The sequence below is a fragment of the Pseudomonas sp. 18-147 genome, assembly GCF_051048045.1.
GTDB classification, from domain to species: domain Bacteria; phylum Pseudomonadota; class Gammaproteobacteria; order Pseudomonadales; family Pseudomonadaceae; genus Pseudomonas; species Pseudomonas aeruginosa.
Map to the genome: position 1 here is coordinate 4,193,887 of NZ_CP182296.1, position 26,495 is coordinate 4,220,381.

Genomic DNA, 26,495 nt, shown 5'->3' on the forward strand with positions numbered 1-26,495 from the left:
GTGCAGACACGGCAGCATCAATTGCGCATCGGACGAACACCTCGTACGGAAGGAAAGACCGCGGCAGTCTACTCCGCCCATGCGGCCCTGCCAATCGGGCATACTTTTCGTTTCCGACAGACACGACCGACCGACATGGCCAGACCGCGCATCTCCGAACTCTTCGAACAGGAACCCTCGCGCTGGGGCGGCCGTGGCGACCCCTACCTCTGGCAGGAAATGGCCGGGCAACTGGCGGACGCGTCCTGGCCGGCTTCCGCAGCGGCCCTGGAACACCTGCTCGGCGAGACCTTCGAGCGCCTCAGCGGCCATCCGCTGGAATACGATGCCTTGATCTACCTCGCGCGCCACGCCCACGGCGGCATGTCCAGCGGCATGGTCAGCCCGGAGTTCTGGCGCGAAACGGCAATCCCGGAACTGCTCGACCGCTATCGGCGGCGGCGCTCCTGGCTGAGATGGTTGCGCCGATAGGTGTCCTCGCCCATCGCCGCGATCTGCCCCTCGATCAGGGCATCGAAGGGTTTCAGCAAGGCTTCGTGGGTACGCGGCGCCTCCAGTTCGTCGAGCGCCGCAGCGATTGCTTCGATGGTCGACAGCGCGCCCTCTCCCGGCGCCTTGCGCAGGCGATAACGCGACGCCATGCCTTCGGCCAGGCTCACCCGCGGCAGGGCCGCCAGGGCCGGGTTCAGGTGCAGGAGCTTGCGCGCCTTGCGCCAGGTGCCGTCCGGCACCACCAGCAGGAGGGGCTCGCCGGCGGCCTCGGCGGCCATCTCTGCCAGCGCACGCGCCTGCTCGCCGGGAAACAGCAGGCAGGCCCGGTAGCCCGGTACCCGCCAGGTCTCCTCGGCGAAACGCTCGCCAACCCGCAGCTCCGCATTGCACAAGCCGAGGACGGCCAATCCTGCGGTATTCAACGCGTGCCCGACCTCGCTGGGGTGCTGCAGGACCAGCACCCGCGTACGCGACGGCAAGGAGGGAATCAGCGCGCAGAGGCAATGGCTGGCGGGGCGAGCGCAACGCTCGCAGCGGATACGTGGCATGGGACGACTCCTGGAAGGGGCCCAGTGTGCCACAGGCGGAGGGGCTTCCTCTCACTCGCAAAAACGTCATATTTCCGACGAATGGCGGTAATTTGTTTCACCCATTAAGAATAACGACGAATTTTTGTCGTTCGATGAAAAAATACAATCGTCCCACCCTCTCAACTCCCGCCCATCGGCGCCGAAGACAGGGATGAGCCCCTCTCTCTATCCAAGGATTTTTCTCATGTTCACTCGCAAGTACCGACAGATGAACGCCGACTTGCAACAGCAACTCGCCGCCGAGCGCCTGCACATGGCGGCCCTGGACCGCTCCATGGCGCGCGTGGAGTTCGATCCGGACGGCAATATCACCGATGCCAATGAGAATTTCCTGACCCTGCTGGGCTACCGCCGCGACGAGATCCTCGGCAAACCGCATCGCCAGCTTTGCGACGGCGCCTACGCGCAATCGGAAGACTACCGGCGCTTCTGGGAACGCCTGCGGCGCGGCGAACACTTTTCCGGCCGCTGCAAGCGCATTACCCGCGAGGGCCGGCCACTCTGGCTGGAAGCCACCTACAACCCCGTACGCGACGGGCAGGGTCGACTGCTCAAGGTGGTCAAGTACGCCAGCGACATCGATGCCATCGTCCACCAGGAACACGAGATGCAGAGCAAGCTGGATGCCCTGTCCCGCTCGATGGCGATGATCGAGTTCGACCTCGACGGCAATGTCCTCGCGGCCAACGACAACTTCCTCGCCACCATGGGCTATGGCCGAGCCGAGCTGGCCAGCGCCAACCACCGTCAGTTCTGCGAACCGGGCTACCGCGACGGCCCGCAGTACGCCGACCTCTGGCGCCGCCTGAACCGCGGCGAGTACGTTACCGGGCAGTTCCGCCGGGTCCACCGCAACGGCCAGCCGGTCTGGCTGGAAGCCAGCTACAACCCGGTCTACGACGCCGACGGCAAGCTCTACAAGGTGGTCAAGTTCGCCAGCGATGTCAGCGACCGCATGCGCCGCTACCAGGCCGAGGCGGACAACGCCCACCAGGCCCATACCCTGTCCACCGAGACCCGCACGGTCGCCGAACACGGCGCGCTGATAATCCAGAGCGCGGTGGAGGAAATGCTCAAGATCGCGAATACCCTGGATGCTTCCTCGCTGAACATCGGCGAACTGTCACAGCACTCGCAACAGATCACCTCGATCGTCAACACCATCCGCGAGATCGCCGAGCAGACCAACCTGCTCGCCCTCAATGCCGCCATCGAGGCCGCCCGCGCCGGCGACCAGGGTCGCGGCTTCGCCGTGGTGGCCGACGAGGTGCGGCAACTGGCGGAACGCACCAGCAAGTCGACCAAGGAGATCGCCGACATGATCGGTCGCATCCAGACCGGCACCCGCAGCGTCATCGACGACATGCAGCACAGCCAGGAACAGGCGCGGCGCGGCGTGGAGCTGGCCAACGAGGCCGGCGCGGCGATCCTCGGCATCCGCGAGAGCACGCACAAGGTGGTAGAAGCGGTGCAGCAGTTCTCGCGCACCCTCAACGCCGATCTCTAGGGCTCAGGCCAGGCTCATCTGCGTCCGCAACTGGTCGCGGAAGGCCTGGATCAGCGGCTCGCGCGAGCGGCCGCGACGGAGGATCAGGGAGAATGGCGCCTGGTAGCCGAAGGTCGCCGGCAGCAGGGCGTGCAGGCGCCCCTGCTCGACCCACGGGTGAGCGTAGTGCTCCGGCAGGTAACCGATGTAGCCGCCGGAAAGGATCAGGATCAGTTGCGCCTCCATGCTCTCCACCGTTCCCGCGCTGTGCTTGAATCCGTGCCGAGCCAGCTCGGCCTGGCTCCAGTAGCCGCGGCCGACCATGCGTTGCTGGGTGATCAGATCGGCGGGAATTCTCCGCCCGTCGAACAGCGGATGCCGGTCGCTGCAGTACAGCCAGTGCTGTTCGCGGTACAGCGGCTGGTAGACCAGTCCGTTCATGCGACTGGAAAAGGCGCCGATAGCCAGGTCCTGGCGGTTCTCCAGCACGCTCAGTTGCAGTTCGTAGGGGCTCTGCACCAGCAGGTGCAGGTGAACCGCCGGGTGTTCGCGGCTGAAGGCGCCGATCACCTCGGCCAGCGGCAGCGCCGGGTCGCTCACCGTGGAATCGAGCACGCCGAGGTTCAGGGTGCCGCGCAGCTCGCCCTTCAACGCCAGCGCGTAGCGTTCGAAGCCTTCCAGTTCGCCGAGGATGCGCAAGGTTTCCTGGTGGAACAGCTCGCCCTTGCTGGTCAGGCTGAAGCCACCGCGGCCACGGTGGCAGAGCACGATGCCGAGCTGGTTCTCCAGCTGGCTCATGTAGGTGCTGATCGCCGAGGTCGACAGGTTCAACTCCTGCTGGGCGGCGGCGAAGCCCTGGTGGCGCACCACCGCGGCGAAGATGCGCAACAGGCGCAGGTCGGGCAAGGCGTTGGACACGGCGACTCCGGTTTGCGGGCGAGGATTTCGGACTGCGGGCCGAGGCAAAGGCCGCCGTCCAGGCTCGGCGGCGAAGTCTAGCCGCTTCGCCGTTAGTTTAGAAATCTCTGAACTGATTATTTGTAGCCAGCGATTTGACTCGCTACCGGCTGTGAAGAGAATCCATCCGACCCCTAAAACAACCACAACGACCGTGAGGCCACCCCGTGGACAAGAATCTCCACCAGCCCCTGGGCGGCAATGAAATGCCCCGCTTCGGCGGCATCGCCACCATGATGCGCCTGCCCCATGTCCAGTCCCCCGCCGAACTCGACGCCCTCGATGCCGCCTTCGTCGGCGTGCCCCTCGACATCGGCACCTCCCTGCGCTCCGGTACCCGCTTCGGCCCCCGCGAGATCCGCGCCGAATCGGTGATGATCCGTCCCTACAACATGGCCACCGGCGCCGCCCCCTTCGACTCGCTGAACGTGGCGGACATCGGCGACGTCGCGATCAACACCTTCAACCTGCTGGAAGCCGTGCGCATCATCGAGCAGGAATACGACCGCATCCTCGGTCACGGCATCCTCCCGCTGACCCTCGGCGGCGACCACACCATCACCCTGCCGATCCTCCGCGCGATCAAGAAGAAGCACGGCAAGGTCGGCCTGGTCCACGTCGACGCCCACGCCGACGTCAACGACCACATGTTCGGCGAGAAGATCGCCCACGGCACCACCTTCCGCCGCGCGGTGGAAGAAGACCTGCTGGATTGCGACCGCGTGGTGCAGATCGGCCTGCGCGCCCAGGGCTACACCGCCGAGGACTTCAACTGGAGCCGCAAGCAGGGCTTCCGCGTGGTGCAGGCCGAGGAGTGCTGGCACAAGTCGCTGGAGCCGCTGATGGCCGAGGTCCGCGAGAAGGTCGGCGGCGGCCCCGTCTACCTGAGCTTCGACATCGACGGCATCGACCCGGCCTGGGCGCCCGGCACCGGCACCCCGGAAATCGGCGGCCTGACCACCATCCAGGCGATGGAAATCATCCGCGGCTGCCAGGGCCTGGACCTGATCGGCTGCGACCTGGTCGAAGTCTCGCCGCCCTACGACACCACCGGCAACACTTCGTTGCTGGGCGCCAACCTGCTCTATGAAATGCTCTGCGTCCTCCCGGGCGTGGTGCGTCGCTGAGCCGTAGCGCGACCATGACCGACGACCGCGTCGAACAGGTGCTGGAGGCCGCCCGCCGACTGGTGGCGGCCTTCGCCCGCAACGATGCCGAGGCCTATTTCGCCGCCTTCAGCGAGGACGCCAGCTTCATCTTCCACAACTGGCCTCAGCCGCTGCGCGCGCGCGCGGCCTACCGCAAGTTGTGGGAGCGCTGGCGACGCGAGGACGGCTTCGAAGTGCTGGCGTGCGAATCCAGCAATACCTGCGTCAGCCTGCAAGGCGACCTGGCGATCTTCAGCCACGATGTCGCCACCCGGCTGCGCCTCCAGGGAACGGAAAGCCTGAACCGGGAACGGGAAACCATCCTGTTCCGCCTAGAACAACAAGAAGGCCGTTGGCTGGCCTGCCATGAGCACTTGTCGGCGATGCCGGAGTACCTGCCATCGACTAGCTAGCTCTCCCGGGAGAACGTCATGGATAACAACAATAACCAACACGCAATCACACGCATCGAAACCTTCGGGGTCGAACAGATTCCCGACCACGAACGCAACGCCACGCCGGTCGATCTGTTCCGCATGATCTTCGGCGGCGCCAATACCTTCGCCACCGCCGTGCTCGGCAGCTTTCCGGTGCTCTTCGGGCTGTCCTTCCAGGCCGGGCTGTGGGCGATCCTGCTGGGCGTCACGCTGGGCGCGCTGATCCTCGCCCCGATGGGCCTGTTCGGCCCGCTCAACGGCACCAACAACGCGGTCTCCTCCGGCGCGCACTTCGGCGTGCACGGGCGCATCGTCGGCTCCTTCCTCTCGCTGCTGACCGCCATCGCCTTCTTCTCGCTCTCGGTGTGGAGTTCCGGCGATGCCCTGGTCGGCGGCGCCCGGCGCCTGGTCGGCCTGGAAGAGAGCGAACTGAACCTGGGCCTGGCCTACGGCCTGTTCGCCGTGCTGGTGCTGACCGTATGCATCTACGGCTTCCGCTTCATGCTGCTGGTCAACAGGATCGCCGTGTGGGCCGCCAGCCTGCTGTTCCTGCTCGGCCTGTTCGCCTTCGCCGGCCCCTTCGACGCCGCCTACGCCGGCAGCGTGCAACTCGGCCAGCCGGGCTTCTGGGCCGCCTTCATCGGCGCCACCCTGCTGGCCATGAGCAACCCGATCTCCTTCGGCGCCTTCCTGGGCGACTGGGCCCGCTACATCCCGCGCCAGACCTCGCAGGCACGGATCATGCTGGCGGTGATCGGCGCGCAGCTGGCGACCCTGGTTCCCTTCCTGTTCGGCCTCGCCACCGCGACCATCGTCGCCGTCCGCGCGCCGGACTACATCGCTGCCAACAACTACGTCGGCGGCCTGCTGGCCATCGCTCCCGGCTGGTTCTTCCTGCCGGTATGCCTGATCGCGGTGATCGGCGGCATGTCCACCGGCACCACTTCGCTGTACGGCACCGGGCTGGACATGTCCAGCGTGTTCCCGCGCCTGCTCTCGCGGGTGCAGGCCACGGTGCTGATCGGGGTCGCCTCGATCGGCTTCATCTTCGTCGGCCGCTTCGCCTTCAACCTGGTGCAGAGCGTCTCTACCTTCGCCGTGCTGATCGTCACCTGCACCACCCCGTGGATGGTGATCATGCTGATCGGCCTGCTGACCCGTCGCGGCTTCTACCGCCCGGACGACCTGCAGGTGTTCACCCGCGGCCAGCGCGGCGGCGCCTACTGGTTCGAGCACGGCTGGAACTGGCGCGGAATGGGTGCCTGGATTCCCAGCGCGGCAGCCGGCCTGGCCTTCGTCAACCTGCCGGGGCAATTCGTCGGTCCGCTCGGCGAACTGGCCGGCGGCATCGACCTCAGCCTGCCGGTCGCCCTCGGCCTGGCCGCCCTGCTCTACCTGGCACTGCTGCGCCTGTTCCCGGAACCGCCTTGCGTCTATGGCCCGCGAGGACCGCGCTGGGTGCGCGCGCACGGCACGTGGAGGGCACCGGCGATAGCCACCGCCTGAGGTGGGGGACACACACGGCGGGACGCCAGCGTCCCGCGCTTCCGGCGCCTCGCCGGATACAACAATGACAATGAGAAACTTGGGAGACCTGATATGGCCCTCGACATATTCGTCGTTCTGATCTACGCCGCGGGCATGATCGCGCTGGGCTGGTACGGCATGCGCCGCGCCAAGACCCGCGACGACTACCTGGTGGCCGGCCGCAACCTCGGCCCCGGCTTCTACCTGGGAACCATGGCCGCCACCGTCCTCGGCGGCGCCTCCACCATCGGCACCGTGCGCCTGGGCTACGTCCATGGCATCTCCGGCTTCTGGCTGTGCGGCGCGATCGGCCTCGGCATCGTCGGCCTCAGCCTGTTCCTGGCCAAGCCGCTGCTGAAGCTGAAGATCTACACCGTCACCCAGGTCCTGGAGCGTCGCTACAACCCCGCCGCGCGCCACGCCAGCGCCCTGATCATGCTGGTCTACGCACTGATGATCGGCGCCACCTCGACCATCGCCATCGGCACCGTCATGCAGGTCCTGTTCGGCCTGCCGTTCTGGGTCTCGATCCTGATCGGCGGCGGCGTCGTGGTGCTCTACTCCACCATCGGCGGCATGTGGTCGCTGACCCTGACCGACATCGTGCAGTTCCTGATCATGACCGTCGGCCTGGTGTTCCTGCTGATGCCGCTGTCGATCAACGACGCCGGCGGCTGGGACGCCCTGGTAGCCAAGCTGCCGGCCAGCTACTTCGACTTCACCGCGATCGGCTGGGACACCATCGTCACCTACTTCCTGATCTACTTCTTCGGCATCTTCATCGGCCAGGACATCTGGCAGCGGGTGTTCACCGCCCGCAGCGAGACCGTGGCCAAGGTCGCCGGCTCCGCCGCCGGTATCTACTGCGTGCTCTACGGCATGGCCGGGGCGCTGATCGGGATGGCCGCCAAGGTCCTGCTGCCGGACCTGGAGAACGTCAACAACGCCTTCGCCAGTGTGGTCGAGCACAGCCTGCCGAACGGCATCCGCGGCCTGGTCATCGCCGCCGCCCTGGCGGCGCTGATGTCCACCGCCAGCGCCGGCCTGCTGGCGGCGTCCACCACCGTCACCCAGGACCTGCTGCCGCGCCTGCGCCGCGGCCGCGGCCAGTCCGACAACGGCGACGTGCACGAGAACCGCATCGCGACCCTGCTGCTGGGCCTGGTAGTGCTCGGCATCGCCCTGGTGGTCAGCGACGTGATCAGCGCCCTGACCGTGGCCTACAACCTGCTGGTAGGCGGCATGCTGATCCCGCTGATCGGCGCGATCTACTGGAAGCGCGCCACCACCGCCGGCGCCATCACCAGCATGACCCTGGGCTTCCTTACCGTGCTGGTGTTCATGATCAAGGACGGCCTCGACGCCAATACGCCGATCTACTACAGCCTGGCGGTCGGCCTGCTCAGCTTCGTCCTGGTCAGCCTGTTCTCGCGGCGCCCGACGGGTGTCGCCAGCGCCGCCTGAACCAGGCACAACCCCGACAGGCGAGGGACTTTCCCTCGCCTTTTCCATTCCCGAGAACATGAAAAAGGAACGGCCATGACCACCTGCGGCGAATTCCTCGTCAAGCAACTCGAAGCCTGGGGCGTCGAGACCGTCTTCGGCATCCCCGGCGTGCATACCGTAGAGCTCTATCGCGGCCTGCCCGGCAGCCGTATCCGCCATGTCACCCCGCGCCACGAGCAGGGCGCCGGCTTCATGGCGGACGGCTACGCACGGGTCACCGGCAAGCCCGGCGTGTGCTTCATCATCACCGGCCCGGGGATGACCAACATCCTCACCGCCATGGCCCAGGCCTACGCCGACTCGATTCCGATGCTGGTGATCTCCAGCGTCAACGAACGCGCGCGCCTGGCCCACGGCAACGGCTACCTGCACGAGCTGCCGAACCAGCGCAACCTGGTAGGCAACGTCTGCGCCTTCAGCCATACCCTGATGAGCGCCGAGGAGCTGCCGGCGGTGCTCGCCCGCGCCTTCGCCGTGTTCGACAGCGAGCGGCCGCGGCCGGTGCACATCGAGCTGCCGCTCGACGTCATCACCGCGCCCGCCGAACACCTGGCCCTGCGCCCACGCACCCTCGCCAGCCGCCCGGCGCCGGCCCTCGCGCCCTTGCGCGAGGCCGCGGCGCGCCTGCGCAACGCGAAAAAGCCACTGCTGCTGCTCGGCGGCGGCTGCGTCGAGGCCGCCGCCGAAGCGCGTGCCCTGGCCGCCGCGCTGGACGCGCCGACCGCCCTGACGATCAACGCCAAGGGCCTGCTACCGGCCGACCACCCGCTGCTGCTGGGCAGCAACCAGTCCTGCGTGCCGGTACGCGAGCTGGCCGCCGAGGCCGACGTGGTGCTGGCCATCGGCACCGAGCTGGGCGAAACCGACTACGACGTGGTGTTCGACGGCGGCTTCGCCCTCGATGGCGAGTTGATCCGCATCGACATCGACCCGCAGCAACTGATGCGCAACTACACGCCGAGCCTGGCCATCCACAGCGACGCCCGGCTGGCCATGCGCGTGCTGCTGGCCGAACTGCCGGGCGGCGAGGCCTCGCCGGACAGCCCCGGGGCCCGGCGCGCCGCCGCCGTGCGCCAGCGCCTGGCCGAAGACTTCGCCGGCTGGTCGCACTATCGCCAGCTGTTCGCCGCGATCCTCGCCGAGTGGCCGGACGCCCGCTTCGTCGGCGACTCGACCCAGACCGTCTACAGCGGCAACCACCTGGTCGATCTCGACGAGCCGCGCCGCTGGTTCAACGCCTCCACCGGCTACGGCACCCTCGGCTATGGCCTGCCCGCCGCCATCGGCGCCAAGCTCGGTGAGCCGGGACGCCCGGTGGTCAGCCTGATGGGCGATGGCGGCCTGCAGTTCACCCTGCCGGAACTGGCCAGCGCGGTGGAAGCCAAGGTCGGCATCGTCGTGCTGCTGTGGAACAACCACGGCTATGGCGAGATCAAGCGCTACATGGAGCGGCGCGAGATCACTCCGCTCGGGGTCGATATCTACACCCCGGACTTCCTCGCCATCGCCCGCGGCTTCGGCTGCGCCGCCGAACGCGCGCGCGATCTCGAGCACCTGCGCGAACTGCTGCGCGGCGCCCCGGCGGACCGTCCGCTGATCGTCGAGGTGCTGCAAGCCGCGCCCTTCCATCCCTGACCCGGAGCCCGCCATGGACGATTCCGAACTCTACCGCTCCCTCTGCGAGATCCTCGGCGCCCGTGGCGTGCGCGACAGTGCCGCGCTCGCCGGGCAGGACCCCGGCTACCATCCGCAGAACCTCGCCGGAAGCTTCCTGGTCCTGCCGGAAAGCACCGACCAGGTCGCCGCCGTGGTGCGTCTGTGCCACCAGGCGGGACGCGCCCTGGTACCCCAGGGCGGACTCACCGGCCTGGTCGGCGGCGGCGCCGCACAAGCCGGCGACGTGCTGCTCTCGCTGCGCAGGCTGAACCGCATACACCGGCTGGATGCGGCCAGCCAGACCCTCGACCTCGACGCCGGCGTCACCCTCGAACAGGCCCAGGCGCTGGCCGCCGAGGCCGGACTCGACCCCGGCATCGATCTCGCCGCGCGCGGCAGCGCCAGCGTCGGCGGGCTGGTCGCGACCAACGCCGGCGGCATCCGCGCCTTCCGCTTCGGCACCATGCGCCAGCGCGTGCTCGGCCTGGAAGCGGTACTCGCCGACGGCAGCGTCTACAGCGACCTGCGCGGGCTGCTGAAGAACACCACCGGCTACGACCTCAAGCAGTTGTTCATCGGCGCCGAAGGCACCCTCGGCATCGTCACCCGTGCGGTACTGCGCCTGGAGCCGTTGCAGCGTCCCGGCGCCACCGCCCTGCTCGGCCTGCCCGACGTCGACGCGGCGATCACCATCGCCGCGCGCCTGCGCCGCGAGCACGCCGAACGCCTGTTCGCCTGCGAGATCCTCTGGCACGACTACCTGCAATGCACCGCCGCACCCATGGGCGACAGCGCGCCGAGCCTGGCGCCCTGCCCTCTCTACCTGCTGGTGGAACTGGCCGAGGACCGCCACCTGGATGCCGGCGAGGCGCTCACCGCCCTGCTGGAAGACTGCTTCGAGGACGGGCTGGTGGAAGACGCCCTGCTCGCCGCCAACGAAACCCAGCGCCTGGCCATCTGGCGCCTGCGCGAAGACTCCGACGCGGCCATCCACGCCGGCGTCGACAGCCTGTCCTTCGACGTATCGCTGCCGGTGCCGGCCCTGGCCGGCTACGTCGAGCGCATCCGGCGGCGCCTGGACGACCTGGTGAAGGGCATGCAGGTCTTCCTCTTCGGCCATTTCCTCGACGGCAACCTGCACGTCATGCTCGCCGCCGACGTCCCGCTGCTGCCGCTGCACCAGGCGGTGGAGGAAATCCTCTACGGCGAGTTGGGCGAATGCGCTGGCGTGATCTCCGCCGAGCACGGCATCGGCCTGGAGAAGAAGGAAGCCCTGGGACGCTACGCCGATCCGCTGAAGCTCGCGCTGATGGCGCAGATCAAGGAACTGCTCGACCCCAGCGGGCTGTTCAACCCGGGCAAGGTCATACCCTGAACGCCTATCCTTCTGGGATAGCCTTTCCACCGACAGAGACCGCGATGAGAATCGTCAGCCGCGACCGCTGGTTCGAAACCCGGCACTTCTACAACGGTATCAGCCTGATCCACGAGCCCTACGTGCGCCCCTTCTATCGCTGCAACATGTGGCATGTCCAGGGCCGCGAGCGCGACGTGCTGGTGGACAGCGGCTCCGGTCTGGTCAGCCTGCGCGAGCAACTGCCCTGGCTCACCGAACGACCGCTGCTGGCGGTGGCCAGCCACACCCACTTCGACCATATCGCCGGCCACCACGAATTCGCCGAGCGCCTGGCGCATCCGGCCGAGGCGGAGATCCTCGCCGCGCCGGACGGCGACAACACCCTGGCGCGCGCCTATGTCGGCGACGAGATGTTCGAGGCGCATCCGGAGTGCCCGCTGTGCTACGCCGAATACCGGGTGCGAGCAGCGCCGGCGACCCGACTGATCGACGAAGGCGACGTGCTCGATCTCGGCGACCGCGTGCTGCAGGTGCTGCACACGCCCGGGCACTCGCCGGGCGGCATCAGCCTGTGGGAAGCGGCAACACAGACGCTGTTTTCCGGCGACATCGTCTACGACGGTCCGCTGGTCGAGGACGCCTATCATTCCAACCTCGACGACTATGCCTCCAGCCTCGCGCGCCTGCGCGAGCTACCGGTGCGCACCGTGCATGGCGGGCATTTCGCGAGCTTTTCCGGGGAGCGTTTGAGGGAAATGATCGTCGCCTGGTTCAGGAACCACGATCGATAGACCAAAACCGGGACTCTGGCCAGCACCGCAGGCGGAGGCCAGAGCGTCGGGGAACCGGCTCAGCGACGTTGCCGCGCGGCGAGGCGCCGGCGTTGCTCGTCGTTTTCCACCGGGATGGGTTGCATGCGCGGGGGCTCGATCAGGCCAAGGGCGACACCGAGTTGCCACGCCAGGTTTTGCAGCCAGAGTTTCATGACAGGCCCCTTGTCCAAGGGAAGGAGAATCGGGCGACCTGACAAGTCAGGTCGCCCTAGGAAAGAGTAGACCGGCGTCCCACTCTCCGCACGTTCCACTCCGTCCTTGGAAACAACTTTACTGCGGGAAACCGGCCCCGGACCCTGACCTGAATCAAGCCAACGCCGATTCCCGCCCTTGCAGGAGACCGATCCAGGCCTTCAGGTTGGCGCCGACCATGCCCTTGCGCCAGACCAGCCAGGTATTCGCCCGGGCGAACGGTTCGGCCAGCGCATGCACCGCCACCGACTCCCGCCCCGGCAGGCTTTGCAGCATCGACACCGGCATCAGCGCCACCCCGCCGCCGGCCACCACGCAGGCCAGCATGCTGTGGTAGGACTCGATCTCCATCACCCGGCCCATGCTCACTCGCGCGCTGGCGAACCAGGACTCCAGCAGCAGGCGATAGGAGCAGCGCGGGCGGAAGGCGATCACCGCGCTGCCGGCCACGTCCTCGGGACCGCGCACCGGCGGGTGGCCATTCTCGGTGACCAGCACCATGCGCTCCTCGAACATCGGCAGGCCCTCCAGACCGTCGAAGTCCAGCGGGCCGTCCACCAGCACGGCATCCAGGCGCCCGCCCAGCAGCGACTCGACCAGCTCGCCGCTGGGCGCGGTCTGCAATTGCAGGTTCACCGCCGGATAGCGCCGGTGGTATTCCGCCAGGCGCGGCGGCAGGTGGATCGCCGCGGTGCTGTACATCGAGCCGAGGGCGAAGTCGCCCACCGGTTCGCCCCCCTGCACCGCCGCGCGCGCCTCCTCCTGCAGGGCGAACAGCCGCGCGGCGTAGTCCAGCAGGACCTTGCCGGCCGGCGACAGTTGCAGGCGCTGGCGTTCGCGGAGGAACAGGTCGACGCCAAGCTGTTCCTCCAGTTGCCGCAGGCGCGTCGACAGGTTCGACGGCACCCGGTGCAGGCGTTCGGCGGCGCGGGCGATGGAGCCTTCCTCGGCGACCGCCTGGAAAATCCTCAACTGGCCGAACTCCACGACTAATTCTCCAAAACAGAACAAGTAATTCACGATTATTCATTTTTACAGAATTTCCGCAAGACCTAACCTGCTGCCATTCATCCCCCGGCAGGAATCCGCACATGTCCCGTGATTTTCTTCGTTCGCCGCTGGTCGGCCTGCTCGCCTGCCTGCTGGCACTGGTGGTCGCCATGGGGGTCGGGCGCTTCTCCCTGACCCCGCAACTGCCGCACCTGATCCGCGAAGGCCAGCTCGACCTGACCGGCGCCGGCCTGCTGGCCGCCGCCAACTACCTCGGCTACCTGGTCGGCGCGCTGGACGCGCTGTTCGCCCGCGAAGCGCGGCAGGCGCGCTTACGCCTGCTGGTCGGGCTATGGGCCTGCTTCGGCCTGACCCTGGCCTCGGTCTGGGCCGAGGGCTTCTGGCCGCACGCGCTGCTGCGCTTCGGTCTTGGCGTGGCCAGCGCCTGGGTACTGATCATGGTCACCGCCCTCAGCCAGCGCCTCGCCGCGGAAAGCGGTCGGGCCCGGCTGGGCGCGCTGGTGTTCGCCGGCCCCGGCATCGGGGTGATGGTCACCGGCCTGCTGGCGGCATTGGGCAACGCCCTGGGCCAGGACTCGGTGTTCATCTGGAAGCTCTTCGCCGACCTCGCGCTGGTCCTGATCCTCATGCTCCTGCCGCTGCTGCCGCGCCCGGCCGCACGCAGCGCCGGCCACGACGCGCCTGCCACGGCAAGCGAGAACGCCGGCCTCGGCCGCCTGACCTGGGCCTACGGACTGGTCGGCCTCGGCTACATCATCCCGGCCACCTTTCTCTCGCAGATGGCCGCGGCGCGTTTCCACGGGCAATGGCAGGCCGACCTGTTCTGGCCCTGCTTCGGCCTGGCCTCGGCCACCGGGGTAGTGCTGATCAGCCTGCGCCGGCAGCGCCCGGACGGCACCCGCCGCTGGCTGGTCGGCGCGCTCTGGCTACAGGCCCTCGGCGTGCTCGCCTGCCTGCTGCCGGGGATCGGCGGACTGGCCCTGGGGGTAGTGCTGACCGGCCTGCCGTTCCTCGCCGGCATGCAACTGGTGATGCAATACGCCCGCGAACTGGCGCCGCATACGCCGCAGCGCAACGCCGGCCAACTGACCACCGGTTTCGCCCTCGGCCAGTTGCTCGGCCCGCTGCTGGCGGCGCTCAGCACGCATTTCGCCGGCGGCCTGCAACCGGCGCTGGCGCTCGCCGGGCTCGGCCTGGTCTTCGCCGGCCTGCTGTTGCGCCGGCCGCACTCGCTCAGCGTCGCAGCAGGCGTCGCAGCCACTGCTCGCCGCTGACCAGGGTGATGCCGGCGAGGACCAGCGCCGCGCCGGCGACGAAGTTCAGGCTGAGCGGCTCGCCCAGCAGCAATACGCCGAAGGTGACGCCGAACAGGGGGGTCATGAAGGAGAAGATCGCCAGGTTGTTCGCCAGGTAGCGACGCAGTAGCCAGAACCAGCAGAAGTAGCTGGCGAACGACACCACCACGCCCTGGAACAGCACGCTGGCGGTGCTCACCGGGGTCCAGCGGACCTCGCCGAACTGGCCGCTGAAAAGAGCGATCAGCAATAACCCGGCGCATGCCACGAACAATTGGTAGAACAGCGTCAGGCTTGGCGGTGCCTCGGACAGCCGGGTGCCGCGCACTGCCACCGTGGTCGCGCCCCAGGACATCCCGGCGAGCAGGCCGAAAGCGTCGCCGAGCAGCATCCGCCCATCCATTTCCGCCCACGACAGGCCTCCGCCGAAGGCCACCGCTATGCCGCCGAAGCACACCGCCACGCCCAGCCACTGCAAGGGCCGCAGGCGTTCGCTGGGAAGCAGGAAGTGCAGCCCGAGGGCAGAGAAGATCGGCGCGGTATAGAGGAACACCGACATGTGCGAAGCCGTGGTGTATTGCAGGCCGAGGGCGATGAACAGGAACTCCAGGGCGAACAGCGTGCCGGTCAGCAGGCCGGCGCTCAGGGTGCCCTGGCGCAAGCCCTCCCAGCCGCCGCGCCAGCACATCAGCAGGCCGACCAGGGCGGCGGCGATGCCGGAACGGATGGCCGCCTGCATGACCGGCGCGATGTCCGTCGCCGCCCACTTGATGGTCACCTGCTGGATGCCCCAGATCACGCAGAGCAACAGCATGGTCTGGAAGGCGAAGGCATCGGCGGACTTACGCATGGCGGACTCACAGGCAGGCATGGAAGGAAGCGGCCGCCAGCGGCGACCGTCGGGCAGCGCCATTATGGACAAGCCGGCGCGCCCGGTCGAAGCCTGGAAGCGACCTCCAGCGGGCCGTGGGCGGCGGTTCCGGCCTGCTTGCCTGGCCTGGCCTGGGGGACGCTATCCGTCCTGCGAACCCGCCATCTGGCCGCGGCCGCTCACTTGCCGGTCTTGATCTTGCTCCAGGTCCGCGTGCGCAGCCGCTCCAGCTTCGGCGGCAGCATTTCCACCGAATACAGCCTGGCCTGCACTTCTTCCGGCGGGTAGACGTTCGGGTTGTCGCGCAACTCCGCCGAGATCAAGCCGTCCGCCGCCTTGTTCGGGTTGGCGTAGGCCACGTAGTCGGAGATCGGCGCCACCACCTCCGGGCGCAGCAGATAGTCGAGGAAGGCGTGCGCCTGCTCGACGTTCTTCGCGTCGCGCGGGATCGCCAGCACGTCGAACCAGGCCGCGGCGCCCTCCTTCGGGATGCGGTACTCGATGCGTATGCCGTTCTTCGCTTCCCTGGCCCGGTTGGCCGCCTGCATCGCTCCGCCGGACCAGGCGATGGCCACGCAGACGTTGCCGTTGGCCAGGTCGCTGACGAACTTCGAGGAACTGAAGTAGGTGATGTACGGGCGCAGCTTCGCCAGGTGCTCCTCGGCTCGGCGGTAGTCTTCCGGTTGGTGGCTGTTGGGCGACAGGCCGAGATAGTGCAGCACCTCGGGGATCACCTCGGTGGGCGAGTCGAGGAAGGCCACGCCGCACTGTTGCAGCTTCGCCAGGTTCTCCGGCTTGAACACCAGGTCCCAGGAGTCCAGCGGCGCATCGTCGCCGAGCACCGCGCGGACCTTGTCGAGGTTGTAGGCGATGCCGTTGGTGCCCCACATGTAGGGCATCACGTAGCGGTTGCCGGGGTCCTTGCCGGCGAGCACCTTGAGCAGGGCCGGGTTGAGGTTCTTCCAGTTCGGCAGCTTGCTCTTGTCCAGCGGCTGGAACACCTCGGCCTTCAGGTAGTTAGGCAGGAAGCTGTCGCTGGGCACCACCAGGTCGTAGCCGGAATGCCCGGACAGCAGCTTGGCCTCCAGCACCTCGTTGCTGTCGTAGACGTCGTACTTCGGCGCGATGCCGGTCTGCGCCTGGAAGTTCTTCAGGGTGTCCGGGGCGATGTAGTCGAACCAGTTGTAGATCCGTACTTCCGGCGCGGCCTGGACCAGCCCGGCGGAAACGGCCAGCGCGAGGCCGGCCAGCAGCTTGCGAGTCGATTGCATGCTTCGCTCCTCAGCGGGCCGCGCCTTCGTAGCCCTGCAGCACGTTGACCGCGTTGATGCCGATGGCTTCCACCGCATAGCCGCCTTCCATGATGAACAGGGTCGGCAGGCCCAGCCGGGCGATGCGCTCGCCCATCCGCAGGTAGTCCGGCGAATCCAGCCTGAACTGGGAGATCGGGTCTTCCTTGTAGGTGTCCACGCCAAGGGAAATCACCAGGGCATCCGGGGCGTAGCCGGCGATCCGCACGCAGGCGTCGTCGAGCGCCGCCGACCAGAGGTCCCAGCCGCTGCCATGGGCCAGCGGATAGTTGTGGTTGCAGCCCTCGCCGGCGCCTTCGCCGCGCTCGTCTGCGTAGCCGAGGAAGTACGGGTATTCGACCCGCGGATCGCCATGGATCGAGGCGAACAGCACATCGTCGCGGCGGTAGAAGATATCCTGGGTGCCGTTGCCATGGTGATAGTCGACATCGAGGATCGCCACGCGCCGGGCACCCTGGTCGAGGAACGCCTGGGTGGCGATGGCGGCATTGTTGAGGAAGCAGTAGCCGCCCATGAAGTCGCCACCGGCGTGATGGCCCGGCGGACGGCAGAGGGCGAAGGCGCTGCGGGCGCCCTGGCGCATATGCTCCTGGGCGGTCAGCGCGACCTGGGCGGAGCTGTAGATGGCCTGCCAGGTGCCGGCGGTGATCGGCGCCTCGGTGTCGAAGCTGTAGTAGCCCAGCTCGCCCATCAGCGCCGTGGGGATCGGCCCGTCGCGGCGCAGGCGGCGGCCGGGGAAGGTGGTGGACACCAGGTCGCCGCTGTGGCCTTCGGCGGTCCAGCGGGCCCAGGCGCCCTGGAGGAAGTCCAGGTAGGCGGCGTCGTGGATGCGCAGCAGCGGCTCGCGGCCGAAATCCTTCGGCGCGATCACCTCGCCAAGGTTCTGCGACTTCACCCGGGCCAGCACGGTGTCGGCCCGGCTGGGCATTTCGAAACAGGGTTGCAGCTTGCCGTCGACCAGTTCCGACTGGCCGAAGTGCAGACGATGATCGTCGCTGTAGACGCTCAGCATGGAGAGACCTCGCAGGTTTCTTGTTCTTGGTGGAGGGATTCTGCCCAGCGCGCGGTCGCGGCAAAACGGCGGCGGCGGCCAAAAAGGGATCGATATGGCCAGAATCCATGTCCCTTTAGCGCCGCCTGGCGATTATCGACGCGGGGAATTACTCGGCGCCCGCGCCGGTCCATACTGCTTGAGCCAGTCAGGATCGAAAGGGGGATTCGATGAGGCGCGCCAGCCTGCATATGTTGCTCTGCCAGTTCGCCATGGCCCTGGGCCTGCTCCTGAGCCTGGGCAGCGAGGCCTGGGCCGCCAGGCCGGCTCCGCAGGCGGCCGTCGACCTGGAAGCGCCGCCCGCCCTGGCCGAGGACGCCAGCCTCGACCAGCTCAACGCGCAACTCGACCTGATCCGCCAGCGCGTTACCGCCGACGCCAGCGACGACCTCCTCGCCGAGTTGCGCCAGAGCGCGCTGCAAGTCCAGCGTCAGGCCGACGCCCTGCTCGCGCTACGGGTGGCCGACATCGAGCGGCTCGACGATCAGTTGAAAGTGATCGGCCCGCCGCAGCCCGACGAGGCGGAAAGCCTCGCCGCCCAGCGCCAGGCCCTGACCCGGCAGAAGAACGCCCTGCTCGATGACGAACGCCAGGCCACCCAGCTCGGCCAGTCGTCCCGCGACCTGGCGGCACAGATCGTCAACCTGCGCCGCAGCCTGTTCAACTCGCAGATCAGCAGCCGCGCGGCGACACCGTTCAGCCCGAGCTTCTGGTCGACCCTGATCCGTCCCACCGACGACGACCTGCGCCGGCTGGACAAGCTGAAGGCGGAGGCCCTGGTCGCCTTCGACAGCGCCATCGCGCCCGGACACCGCTGGGCCTTCGCCGGAACCCTGCTGGCCACCGTGCTGGTCTGGAGCTTCGGCCGCCGCCTGCTGGAGCGCATGCTTACCTGGGCGATGATCCGCTGGCTGCCGGAAGGCCGCCTGCGGCGCAGCGCCCTGGCCCTGGCGGTCGGGCTGGCGACCATCCTGACCATCGTCGGCGCGGTGTCGCTGATGCGCTGGGGCCTGGAAAGCAACGCCAGCCTGAGCCCCGACATGGCCAGCCTGACCGATCAACTGGTGAGCCTGGCGACCTTCTGCGCCTTCATCGCCGGCCTCGGCCGCGCCCTGCTGATGCTGCCGCGACCATCCTGGCGGCTGCCGGCGATCCCGGACAGGATCGCCAGCGCCCTCGGCCCGTTCCCGGCGATCCTCGCGGTGGCGCTGATGCTGGTGGCCACCGAGGAACGGATCAACAGCGTCACCGGCACCAGCCTGGCCCTGACCGTCGCCCTCAACGGCCTGACCGCGCTGGTCACCGCGCTGATCTTCGCCGCCGCCCTGCTGCGCTACCACCATGTGCGGCGCAAGCACGACCTGGAGCGGCCAGGCGGGATCGCCGGGCTGATCCCCTTCGTCGCCTCGGTATGGATCGCGGCGATCCTCCTCGCCCTGTTCACCGGCTACCTCTCGCTGGCCTACTTCCTCACCGGCAAGCTGCTGTGGATCAGCGTGATCGCGGCCACCACCTACCTGCTGATCGCTTTCTTCGGCGACATCTGCGAAACCCTGCTCTCGCCCAAGCATCCCAGCGGCCTGGCGCTGGCCAATGCGCTCGGCCTGTCGCCGCGCCACCAGGCCCAGGCCAGCACGGTGCTGGCCGGCGTCGGCCGCACCCTGCTGCTGCTCACCGCGCTGCTGCTGGCCTTCCTTCCGGTCGGCTCGAGCCCCAGCGAACTGCTGCAGGGCTTCGCCCAACTGGGCGAAAGCAGCAAGACCCTGGGCAACCTGAACATCGTCCCGCAGGACATCCTGGTCGCCCTGCTGCTGTTCGTCGGCGGCCTGTTCGCCCTGCGCATCGTCAAGCGCTGGCTGAGCGAGCGGTTGCTGCCGGAAACCAACATGGACGCCGGCATGCGCGCCTCGCTGGTGACCCTGGTCGGCTACCTCGGCTTCGTGCTCCTGGCGATGCTGGTGATGTCCACCCTGCGCATCAACCTGACCAGCCTGACCTGGGTGGTCAGCGCCCTCTCGGTAGGCATCGGCTTCGGCCTGCAGGCCATCGTGCAGAACTTCATTTCCGGCCTGATCCTGCTGACCGAGCGGCCGGTGAAGGTCGGCGACTGGGTCAGCCTGGGCGGGGTCGAGGGCGATATCCGGCGGATCAACGTGCGCGCCACCGAGATCCAGATGGGCGACCGCTCCACGGTGATCGTGCCGAACTCGCAGTTCATCTCCCAGACCGTGCGCAACGTGACCATGGGCAATGCCCTCGGGGTGGTCGGGGTGAACCTGACCCTGCCGCTGGACACCGACGCGATGAAGGTCCGCGAACTGCTCCTGCAGGCCTTCGCCGAACACCCGGCGATCCTCGACGCACCGGCGCCCTCGGTGACGTTCAAGGATCTCGCCAGCAACGGCCTGGTGCTCAACGCCAGCGGCTTCGTCAACAGCCCGCGTTCGGTGGCCGGCGCGCGCAGCGACCTGCTCTTCACCATCCTCGACCGCTTGCGCAGCGAAGGCATCGCGCTGTCCTCGCCACAGAGCCTGCTGATGATCCAGGATGGCGGCCCGGCCAGCGCCGCGCCTGCGCCCGCGACGCCCGATTGAAGCGAAGGGGCGGACTGTCCGTCACGCAACGGGTAGAATCCGCCCCTTTTTCAACGCCGAACCGCCATGAATCGCGAAGCCCTCGATACCCTCCTCCAACACCTGCTCGCCGCGCTGTCCCCGGCGCCGGCGGAGACCCGCCGTCTGTTCCATGGTCGCGGCCGCTGCTGGCCGGGCCTGGAACAATTGACCGCGGACTGGCTGCAGGGCGTCCTGCTGGTGACTCTGTTCAAGGAGCCGCAGCCGGAGGAACTGGAGGCCTTGCGTCGGACCCTGGGGCAACTGACCACGGCGCCGGCCTGGGCTGCGAGCCAAGGCCGGCATCTGGTCCTGCAGCACCGCTACCGCCCAGACAGCGCCTGCGAATGGCTGTCGGGCGAGCCGCTGGAAACCTGGGACATCGTGGAAAACGGACTGCGCTTCCGCCTCGACCTGGGACGCAACCAGAACACCGGGCTATTCCTCGACATGCGCCTGGGCCGCCGCTGGGTGCAGGAGCAGGCCGCCGGCCGCCGCGTGCTCAACCTGTTCGCCTACACCTGCGGCTTCTCGGTGGCGGCCATTGCCGGCGGCGCCAGCCAGGTGGTCAACCTGGACATGGCCCGCGGCCCGCTCAACCGCGGCCGCGACAATCACCGCCTGAACGGCCACGACCTCGGCCGGGTGAGCTTCCTCGGCCACGAACTGTTCAAGTCCTGGGGCAAGCTGCGCAAGCTCGGCCCGTACGACCTGGTGATCGTCGATCCGCCGAGCTTCCAGAAAGGCAGCTTCGTCCTGACCCAGGACTACCGCAGGATTCTCCGCCGCCTGCCGGAACTGCTGGTGCCCGGCGGCACCCTGCTGGCCTGTATCAACGACCCGGCCATCGGCCCCGACTTCCTCCTCGAGGAAACCGCCCGCGAGGCGCCGTCGCTGCACTTCGTCGAACGCCTGGAGAATCCGCCGGAGTTCCCCGATGTCGACCCCGCGGCGGGCCTCAAGGCGCTGCTGTTCCGCAACGCAGGCTGATCGACGCGCGGGCGGCGTGTCGCTAGGCTGTCGGCATGGACATGCCCGATGGCTTCATCCCCCTGCCGCCACGCGTCGAACCGCAGGCGGCCTTTCGCCCCCTGCTCGACGACCTGCGCCGAACCCTGGCCCGGCCTCCGTTCGAGCGGGCCGTGCACAGCATCTACCTGTACGGCAGCGTCGCCCGCGGCGAGGCCATCACGGGGCGCTCCGACCTCGACCTGACCCTGGTCCTGCGCGACCCGCCCAGCCCCGAACTGACCGCGCAACTGGAAACCGCGCGCCTGGCATTGCAGGCGCGCCACCCGGAAGTCAGCAAGATCGATTTCGATATCGGCCACCTGGACCAGGCCCGCGATCCGGCCAACCGCGATAGCTGGGGCTATTGGCTCAAGCACCGCTGCCGCTGCCTGTGGGGCGAAGACCTGGCCAGCGACCTGCCGCCCTTGCGTCCGGCGAAAGCCATCGCCCTGGCCCTCAACGGCGACTATGCGCAGGTGCTGGAAGACTATGCGCGACGCCTGGAAAGCGCGTCCTCGGAGGAGGAGCGCCGCCGCCTGCAACGAGAAGCGGCGAAGAAGCTGATCCGCTCCAGCGACATCCTTCGCGGGGAGACGGAGAGCGTCTGGCCGGAAACCCTGGAGCATTACCTGGCGCTGTTTCGCGCGCGGCACCCCGGACAGGCGCCGGCCCTGGAATATTTCAAGGCCGTGCTGGACGGCCAGGTCGAAGACCCAGCGGCGTTCATCGAGCGCCTGCGCGCATTCAGCGCCTGGATGCAGCGCCAGGCGTAGCCCGCCGAGACGGTCGTCCTCAGCGTCGGGCCAACAGGGCCGTGGCGCCCTGGGCCTTGCGCGTGTACCAGAGCACCCGGCTGACGCCACGGGTGATCGCCACGTAGGCCAGGCGCAGGCTTTCGTCCTCCATGGCCTGGTCGTAGCTGTTGCGGAAGAAACCCGAAGCCGCGTACAGCGCGTTGCGCAACGGATGCTTCTCGCCCGGCAGGCAGTCGTCGACGACGATCGCCACTTCGGCCTGGAGGCCCTTGGCGCGATGGATGGTCATGCCCTTCACCGGCAGCGCGCGATCCAACTCCGCCTGGATCGCCTGCAACGGCTCGTTGCGCCGGCTCAGCAACAGCACCGCGGTGCGCTCGCTGCTTTCGCGAGCGGCGGCGTGCTCGCACTGGGCGCGGATTTCCGCCAGCAGCTTCGGCAGTTGCGCACGCAGGTCGAAACGCTGCACCAGCTTCACGCCATGGTCGCCCGGCTGGATCGGGCGGAACGCGCGGCAGGTCTTGTCCTGCTTGAAACGCACCCCGGCCAGCACCTTCTCGCCGTCGCGAATGATCGGTTCGACGGAGCGGTAGTTGGTTTCCAGCACCAGCAGCGCGCTCTTGCGTCCCCGCCCACGCGAAGGGAAATGTCGGTCGAAGTCGATGAACAGCTCCGGCGAACTGCCGCGCCAGCCGTAGATTGACTGCCAGTCGTCGCCGATGGCCATCAGGCTCGGCGCGGTGCCCTGGGTCGCCAGGCGACGGTGCAACGCCTGTAGCCAGAGGACGATCTGCGGCGAGACATCCTGGAACTCGTCGATCAGCAGATGGGTGAACGGCGCCAATGCCGTTTCCGCCAGAGCCCCGCCGGCCATCCGCTCGCCGAGCTGCTGGAACGCGGCGTCGAAGGTCATCAGGCCCTCCTCGCGCAACAGTGCCTGGAACCTCGCCCAGAACAGTGCCATGGCTTCGACGAAGATCTTCTCGCGCAACCCGCATTCCAGCTTGCCGCTGTCCAGGCGTTCGACGCGCAGGCCCAGGCTCTCGGCGAACCCGGCCTGGGCATGGAAGGCTTCGTACAGCGGCAGCGCCTGGAACTCGCCGGCCAGCTTGAACGGCTCCAGCGGCGCCTTCGGCTGCCGCCGCGCGCCCTCTTCCGGCTCCGCCGGCGGCGGCAGTTCCAGCAGTTTGTGGGTCTTGGCGCGGAACGCCGGGCTTGCCGCGTAGCACTGCTGGTAGGCCTGCTTCAGCAGGCGCTGCTGGGCCGGACGCAGGCGTCCGGCGGCAAGGGGGTTGTCCGGCTCGGCGGCGGGGTCGCGGTCGTCCAGTTGTTCGAACCAGCGCGGATTGCCGAGCACCTCGCGGGCCAGGCTGCCGAGCGCCGAATGGAAAGTGCGCACGCACTGCCGCGCCTGGGCCGCGTCGAACGGGTATTGCCAATGGGCGAGCACGCGCAGCAATTGTTCGCGCAACTGCGCGCAGGAGGCGTTGGTGAAGGAAATCACCGTCAGCCGCTGCGGCTCGACGCCCAGGTGGCAGAGCATGAACACCACCCGCAGGACCAGGGTGGTCGACTTACCCGAGCCGGCACCGGCAAAGATCCGCGCCAGCGGCTGGCGGCAGAGGATCATCGCCCACTGTTCCTCGGACGGCGGGCTGACCACGCCGAGCGTCGCGGCCTGCGCCACCTGCTCGCGCATGGCGCGCTCCTGGGATTCGTCGACCTTCAGTGCGGCAGCCGGATAGATTCCCTGCGGCGCGCCCCGCGAGGCGGCAGCGGGCTTGCGCGGGGTCCCCCGAACGGCGCCCTTCGCAGGCTTGCCGGCGGCCTTGGCCGGAGCCTTCGCGGCGTTCTTCCTGGAGCGGGCCTTGGCCGGCTGCAACAAGGCTTCGCGAGCCTCGCGCTCGGCCTGCAGGTAGGCGGTGGTACGCGGGAAACAACGCGCCAGGGCGCTGGAGAGCATCGACTTGTAGCGCCGTACGGCAGACAGCATCGGGGACCGGTCCAGACAAAGCATGTGGCTGAATCATAAGTGTTTTCCGCCCTCGGCCGACAGTCGGACGGGGACCGCCCATCGCGCCAGGGCAACCCTTGCGCGACCGCACCGGTCTACCCTTCGGGCCCTGCCGGCCTGCCAACTCAGCGAAAACAAGGAGCCTACCCATGAGCGATTGGGCAATCACCTACAGCAAGGACGAAGCCACCGAGCGCCAAGTCCTGCCGTTCCCCCACAAGCCGAGCCCCGAAGAGGTCGCCGAGCACCTGCTGGAATGGGCCGAGGCCAACCTCAAGCCGGGCCACTACAGCACCGGCAAGCTGGAAAGCGACGAGCCGGCGGAACTGCTGCTGCGCCGCTTCGGCATCGTCGTCACCGGCATCGCCGAAGCCTGATCCCTCCCGCGACCGGCAGACGCCGGTCGCTTCCGCCGATAAACGCCTGCTCCGCCAAGCCTACGCACGCGCCAGCCGCGTACCTGGGCCGCTGGGCCAAGCGACGGTTTTGCTCCGGCCACACAGCATCTCAGCGCTCGCCAAGGGCGGCGAGATAGGCGCAGAGCATATCGGCCAGGGCCTCAGCGTAACGCTCGATCTCCGCCTCGCTGCGCGGCTGTTCGGAGAACTGCTTGCCGACCGCGCCGAGGGTGGTGGTGAGCAAGTCGCCGGCCAGGCTGCGCTCGGCCTCGGCGACCTCCGGCAAGGCCTCCCGGAGAAACGCCTGGAACACCCGCGCGCCCTCCGCCTTCACCTCCCGCGCCTCGTCGGCGTCGCGATACAGCGGCGCCGCGTCGCTCAGCGCCACGCGTATCGCCGCCTCTTCGCACTCCGAGCGCACGAATGCCAGCACCAGCCGGCGCAAGCGCTCCAGCGGCGGCCGGGTGGTGTCCTCGAGGATCTCGCCGAGCAGACGCGTGGTGCGCCGCCACTCGTCGCTTTGCAGGCGGAAGAGGATCGCCGCCTTGTTCGGGAAATACTGGTACAGCGAACCGATGCTCACCCCGGCGCGCTCCGCCACCCGCGCGGTGGTGAAACGTTGCGCGCCTTTGCTGGCCAGAACCTGAACAGCCGCCTCCAGGATGCTCGCCACCAACTCGCTGGAACGGGCCTGCTGCGGCTGCTTGCGCGAGGAAATACGCGGGTTTCGCTTGTCGCTCATGGAAGGCTCCGGAATGCGAATGGCGGAATGCGATGAATCCGTCGCATTCTAGGTCCACGCACTTACGCGCTCAAACATTCCCGGAGCCATCCATGAATACCCTCACCAACGCCCCGCTCGCCGATCTCCTGCAACGCCTGTTCGCCGAAGCCGAAGCCAGCGCACCGGGCGACAGTCCCGCCCTCGCCGACCTCTCGGAGGCCGAACTGAAGCGCCTCATGGGCAGCAAGACCGAATACCGCGAGTTCTACGGTCGCCTGAAGGACCTGGCGCTGCCCGTCTCCCGCGAAACCGGCAGCCTGCTCTACATGCTGGCGCGCAGCAGCTCGGCGCGCAGCATCGTCGAGTTCGGCACGTCCTTCGGCCTGTCCACCCTGCACCTCGCCGCGGCGCTGCGGGACAACGGCGGCGGCCGCCTGATCGGCAGCGAGTTCGAACCCTCCAAGGCCGAGCGGGCACGGCGCAACCTGGCCGCCGGGGAGCTGCTCGACCTGGTGGAACTGCGCGAGGGCGACGCCCTGCAAACCCTCGCCAAGGACCTGCCGGACAGCATCGACCTGGTCCTGCTGGACGGCGCCAAGGCGCTCTACCCGGAGGTCCTCGCCCTGCTGGAAAGCCGCCTGCGCCCCGGCGCGCTGGTGATCGCCGACAACGCCGAGCATAGTCCCGAGTACCTGGCCCATGTCCGCTCGCCGGCCAACGGCTACCTGTCGACGCCCTTCGCCGAAGATGTCGAGCTGTCCATGCGCCTGGGCTGAAGCCTAGCGACTGACGGCGTCTCGCGGGTTTGCTAGGGTCTGGCTCATGCCGCCCGGACAGCTCGAAGGAGACCCGCATGACCCGTGACCGACTCGCCGAGCGCTACCGCGCCTACATCGACTGCCTGAACCGCCAGGACTGGGCGCGCCTGGGCGACTTCGTCCATGACCGGGTGCGCTACAACGACGTGCAGATCGGACTCGACGGCTACCTGCGGATGCTCGAAGGCGACTTCCTGGCAATCCCCGACCTGCGCTTCGAGATCGAACGCCTGCTCGTCGATCCGCCGGGCGTCGCCTGCCGCCTGCACTTCGACTGCACACCCAGCGGCCGGCTGTTCGGCATCCCTGTCAACGGCCAGCGGGTACGCTTCGCCGAGAACGTCTTCTACGAATTCGAAGACGAGCGCATCGCCGGCGTCTGGTCGGTGATCGACAAGGCGGCGGTCGCCGCGCAGGTTCAGGTGGCGCCGCCGTCGTCCTGAG

The 26,495-nt window shown here is 68.1% G+C and carries 25 protein-coding genes; 16 read left to right on the plus strand and 9 right to left on the minus strand.

Annotated features, from left to right (window positions below; all coding sequences use genetic code 11):
• The first annotated feature begins 135 nt into the window (after window positions 1–135).
• Window positions 136–471: a hypothetical protein gene (locus tag ACM0M4_RS19840; RefSeq protein WP_003100463.1), complete on the plus strand. Its 336-nt coding sequence runs from the start codon at window positions 136–138 to the stop codon at window positions 469–471.
• On the opposite strand, the gene ACM0M4_RS19845 is transcribed toward ACM0M4_RS19840, so the two are convergent.
• Window positions 429–1,040, minus strand: a complete 612-nt coding sequence (locus tag ACM0M4_RS19845; protein ID WP_003082973.1) for a tRNA-uridine aminocarboxypropyltransferase — start codon at window positions 1,038–1,040, stop codon at window positions 429–431. The two genes, ACM0M4_RS19840 and ACM0M4_RS19845, sit on opposite strands and share 43 nt — an antisense overlap.
• A gap of 295 nt (window positions 1,041–1,335) precedes the next feature.
• On the opposite strand from ACM0M4_RS19845, the gene bdlA reads away from it, so the two are divergent.
• Window positions 1,336–2,589: a biofilm dispersion protein BdlA gene (gene bdlA, locus ACM0M4_RS19850; protein ID WP_003082971.1), complete on the plus strand. Its 1,254-nt coding sequence runs from the start codon at window positions 1,336–1,338 to the stop codon at window positions 2,587–2,589.
• 3 nt (window positions 2,590–2,592) lie between these two features.
• On the opposite strand, the gene ACM0M4_RS19855 is transcribed toward bdlA, so the two are convergent.
• Window positions 2,593–3,486 carry a LysR family transcriptional regulator gene (locus ACM0M4_RS19855; protein WP_221345417.1) on the minus strand — a complete coding sequence of 298 codons (894 nt, stop codon included), beginning with the start codon at window positions 3,484–3,486 and terminating at the stop codon, window positions 2,593–2,595.
• Window positions 3,487–3,692: 206 nt separating this feature from the next.
• Here ACM0M4_RS19855 and speB point away from each other — a divergent pair, with 206 nt between their 5' ends.
• The 7 genes from speB (at window position 3,693) to ACM0M4_RS19890 (ending at window position 11,947) form a co-directional block, all read left to right on the plus strand.
• Window positions 3,693–4,652, plus strand: a complete 960-nt coding sequence (gene speB / locus ACM0M4_RS19860; protein WP_003082966.1) for an agmatinase — start codon at window positions 3,693–3,695, stop codon at window positions 4,650–4,652.
• A gap of 14 nt (window positions 4,653–4,666) precedes the next feature.
• Window positions 4,667–5,086, plus strand: coding sequence for a YybH family protein (locus tag ACM0M4_RS19865; protein WP_093945166.1), 420 nt, complete (start codon window positions 4,667–4,669; stop codon window positions 5,084–5,086).
• 18 nt (window positions 5,087–5,104) lie between these two features.
• Complete coding sequence (locus tag ACM0M4_RS19870; RefSeq protein ID WP_034082616.1) at window positions 5,105–6,616, plus strand: purine-cytosine permease family protein; 1,512 nt, start codon at window positions 5,105–5,107, stop codon at window positions 6,614–6,616.
• A 93-nt stretch (window positions 6,617–6,709) separates the two neighbouring features.
• Entirely contained in the window at window positions 6,710–8,101 is a 1,392-nt protein-coding gene (locus tag ACM0M4_RS19875; RefSeq protein ID WP_003100479.1) for a sodium:solute symporter, read from the plus strand.
• 75 nt (window positions 8,102–8,176) lie between these two features.
• Window positions 8,177–9,778: a 5-guanidino-2-oxopentanoate decarboxylase gene (locus ACM0M4_RS19880; RefSeq protein WP_003082958.1), complete on the plus strand. Its 1,602-nt coding sequence runs from the start codon at window positions 8,177–8,179 to the stop codon at window positions 9,776–9,778.
• 13 nt (window positions 9,779–9,791) lie between these two features.
• Entirely contained in the window at window positions 9,792–11,174 is a 1,383-nt protein-coding gene (locus ACM0M4_RS19885) for an FAD-binding oxidoreductase (RefSeq protein ID WP_221345418.1), read from the plus strand.
• A gap of 44 nt (window positions 11,175–11,218) precedes the next feature.
• Window positions 11,219–11,947, plus strand: a complete 729-nt coding sequence (locus ACM0M4_RS19890; protein WP_003118669.1) for an MBL fold metallo-hydrolase — start codon at window positions 11,219–11,221, stop codon at window positions 11,945–11,947.
• A 59-nt stretch (window positions 11,948–12,006) separates the two neighbouring features.
• Here the strand turns inward: ACM0M4_RS19890 and ACM0M4_RS19895 are convergent, their stop codons facing one another.
• Window positions 12,007–12,141, minus strand: coding sequence for a PA1414 family protein (locus tag ACM0M4_RS19895; RefSeq protein WP_003087006.1), 135 nt, complete (start codon window positions 12,139–12,141; stop codon window positions 12,007–12,009).
• 154 nt (window positions 12,142–12,295) lie between these two features.
• Window positions 12,296–13,168 carry a putrescine utilization regulator PtrR gene (gene ptrR, locus ACM0M4_RS19900; protein ID WP_003082949.1) on the minus strand — a complete coding sequence of 291 codons (873 nt, stop codon included), beginning with the start codon at window positions 13,166–13,168 and terminating at the stop codon, window positions 12,296–12,298.
• 104 nt (window positions 13,169–13,272) lie between these two features.
• On the opposite strand from ptrR, the gene ACM0M4_RS19905 reads away from it, so the two are divergent.
• Window positions 13,273–14,466 (plus strand): MFS transporter, encoded by a 1,194-nt coding sequence (locus ACM0M4_RS19905; RefSeq protein WP_003105421.1) that lies wholly within the window; start codon window positions 13,273–13,275, stop codon window positions 14,464–14,466.
• On the opposite strand, the gene ACM0M4_RS19910 is transcribed toward ACM0M4_RS19905, so the two are convergent.
• The 3 genes from ACM0M4_RS19910 to aphA all read right to left on the minus strand — a co-directional run bounded on the left by ACM0M4_RS19910 (window position 14,426) and on the right by aphA (window position 17,680).
• Window positions 14,426–15,337 carry a DMT family transporter gene (locus ACM0M4_RS19910; RefSeq protein ID WP_034082619.1) on the minus strand — a complete coding sequence of 304 codons (912 nt, stop codon included), beginning with the start codon at window positions 15,335–15,337 and terminating at the stop codon, window positions 14,426–14,428. The two genes, ACM0M4_RS19905 and ACM0M4_RS19910, sit on opposite strands and share 41 nt — an antisense overlap.
• Window positions 15,338–15,537: 200 nt before the next feature.
• On the minus strand, window positions 15,538–16,629 hold the full coding sequence (locus tag ACM0M4_RS19915) for an extracellular solute-binding protein (RefSeq protein WP_003082943.1): 1,092 nt from the start codon (window positions 16,627–16,629) through the stop codon (window positions 15,538–15,540).
• Between the two features lie 10 nt (window positions 16,630–16,639).
• On the minus strand, window positions 16,640–17,680 hold the full coding sequence (gene aphA / locus ACM0M4_RS19920; protein WP_003105417.1) for an acetylpolyamine amidohydrolase AphA: 1,041 nt from the start codon (window positions 17,678–17,680) through the stop codon (window positions 16,640–16,642).
• A 209-nt stretch (window positions 17,681–17,889) separates the two neighbouring features.
• On the opposite strand from aphA, the gene ACM0M4_RS19925 reads away from it, so the two are divergent.
• From ACM0M4_RS19925 to ACM0M4_RS19935, 3 genes are all read left to right on the plus strand, one after another.
• Window positions 17,890–20,313 (plus strand): DUF3772 domain-containing protein, encoded by a 2,424-nt coding sequence (locus ACM0M4_RS19925; protein ID WP_003105416.1) that lies wholly within the window; start codon window positions 17,890–17,892, stop codon window positions 20,311–20,313.
• Between the two features lie 66 nt (window positions 20,314–20,379).
• The gene (locus ACM0M4_RS19930; RefSeq protein ID WP_003086994.1) at window positions 20,380–21,321 is read left to right on the plus strand and encodes a class I SAM-dependent methyltransferase; all 942 of its coding nucleotides are present in this window, start codon (window positions 20,380–20,382) and stop codon (window positions 21,319–21,321) included.
• A 35-nt stretch (window positions 21,322–21,356) separates the two neighbouring features.
• Window positions 21,357–22,115 (plus strand): nucleotidyltransferase domain-containing protein, encoded by a 759-nt coding sequence (locus tag ACM0M4_RS19935; RefSeq protein WP_019726022.1) that lies wholly within the window; start codon window positions 21,357–21,359, stop codon window positions 22,113–22,115.
• A 19-nt stretch (window positions 22,116–22,134) separates the two neighbouring features.
• Here the strand turns inward: ACM0M4_RS19935 and ACM0M4_RS19940 are convergent, their stop codons facing one another.
• Window positions 22,135–23,727 carry a UvrD-helicase domain-containing protein gene (locus ACM0M4_RS19940; RefSeq protein ID WP_003133277.1) on the minus strand — a complete coding sequence of 531 codons (1,593 nt, stop codon included), beginning with the start codon at window positions 23,725–23,727 and terminating at the stop codon, window positions 22,135–22,137.
• Window positions 23,728–24,260: 533 nt separating this feature from the next.
• Here ACM0M4_RS19940 and ACM0M4_RS19945 point away from each other — a divergent pair.
• On the plus strand, window positions 24,261–24,488 hold the full coding sequence (locus ACM0M4_RS19945) for a hypothetical protein (RefSeq protein ID WP_003082927.1): 228 nt from the start codon (window positions 24,261–24,263) through the stop codon (window positions 24,486–24,488).
• 130 nt (window positions 24,489–24,618) lie between these two features.
• Here the strand turns inward: ACM0M4_RS19945 and ACM0M4_RS19950 are convergent, their stop codons facing one another.
• Window positions 24,619–25,251, minus strand: a complete 633-nt coding sequence (locus tag ACM0M4_RS19950; RefSeq protein ID WP_054375884.1) for a TetR family transcriptional regulator — start codon at window positions 25,249–25,251, stop codon at window positions 24,619–24,621.
• A 92-nt stretch (window positions 25,252–25,343) separates the two neighbouring features.
• On the opposite strand from ACM0M4_RS19950, the gene ACM0M4_RS19955 reads away from it, so the two are divergent.
• Both ACM0M4_RS19955 and ACM0M4_RS19960 read left to right on the plus strand, forming a co-directional pair.
• On the plus strand, window positions 25,344–26,009 hold the full coding sequence (locus ACM0M4_RS19955) for an O-methyltransferase (protein WP_016561711.1): 666 nt from the start codon (window positions 25,344–25,346) through the stop codon (window positions 26,007–26,009).
• A 77-nt stretch (window positions 26,010–26,086) separates the two neighbouring features.
• The gene (locus tag ACM0M4_RS19960; RefSeq protein ID WP_003112418.1) at window positions 26,087–26,494 is read left to right on the plus strand and encodes an ester cyclase; all 408 of its coding nucleotides are present in this window, start codon (window positions 26,087–26,089) and stop codon (window positions 26,492–26,494) included.
• The last annotated feature ends 1 nt before the right edge of the window (window position 26,495 follow it).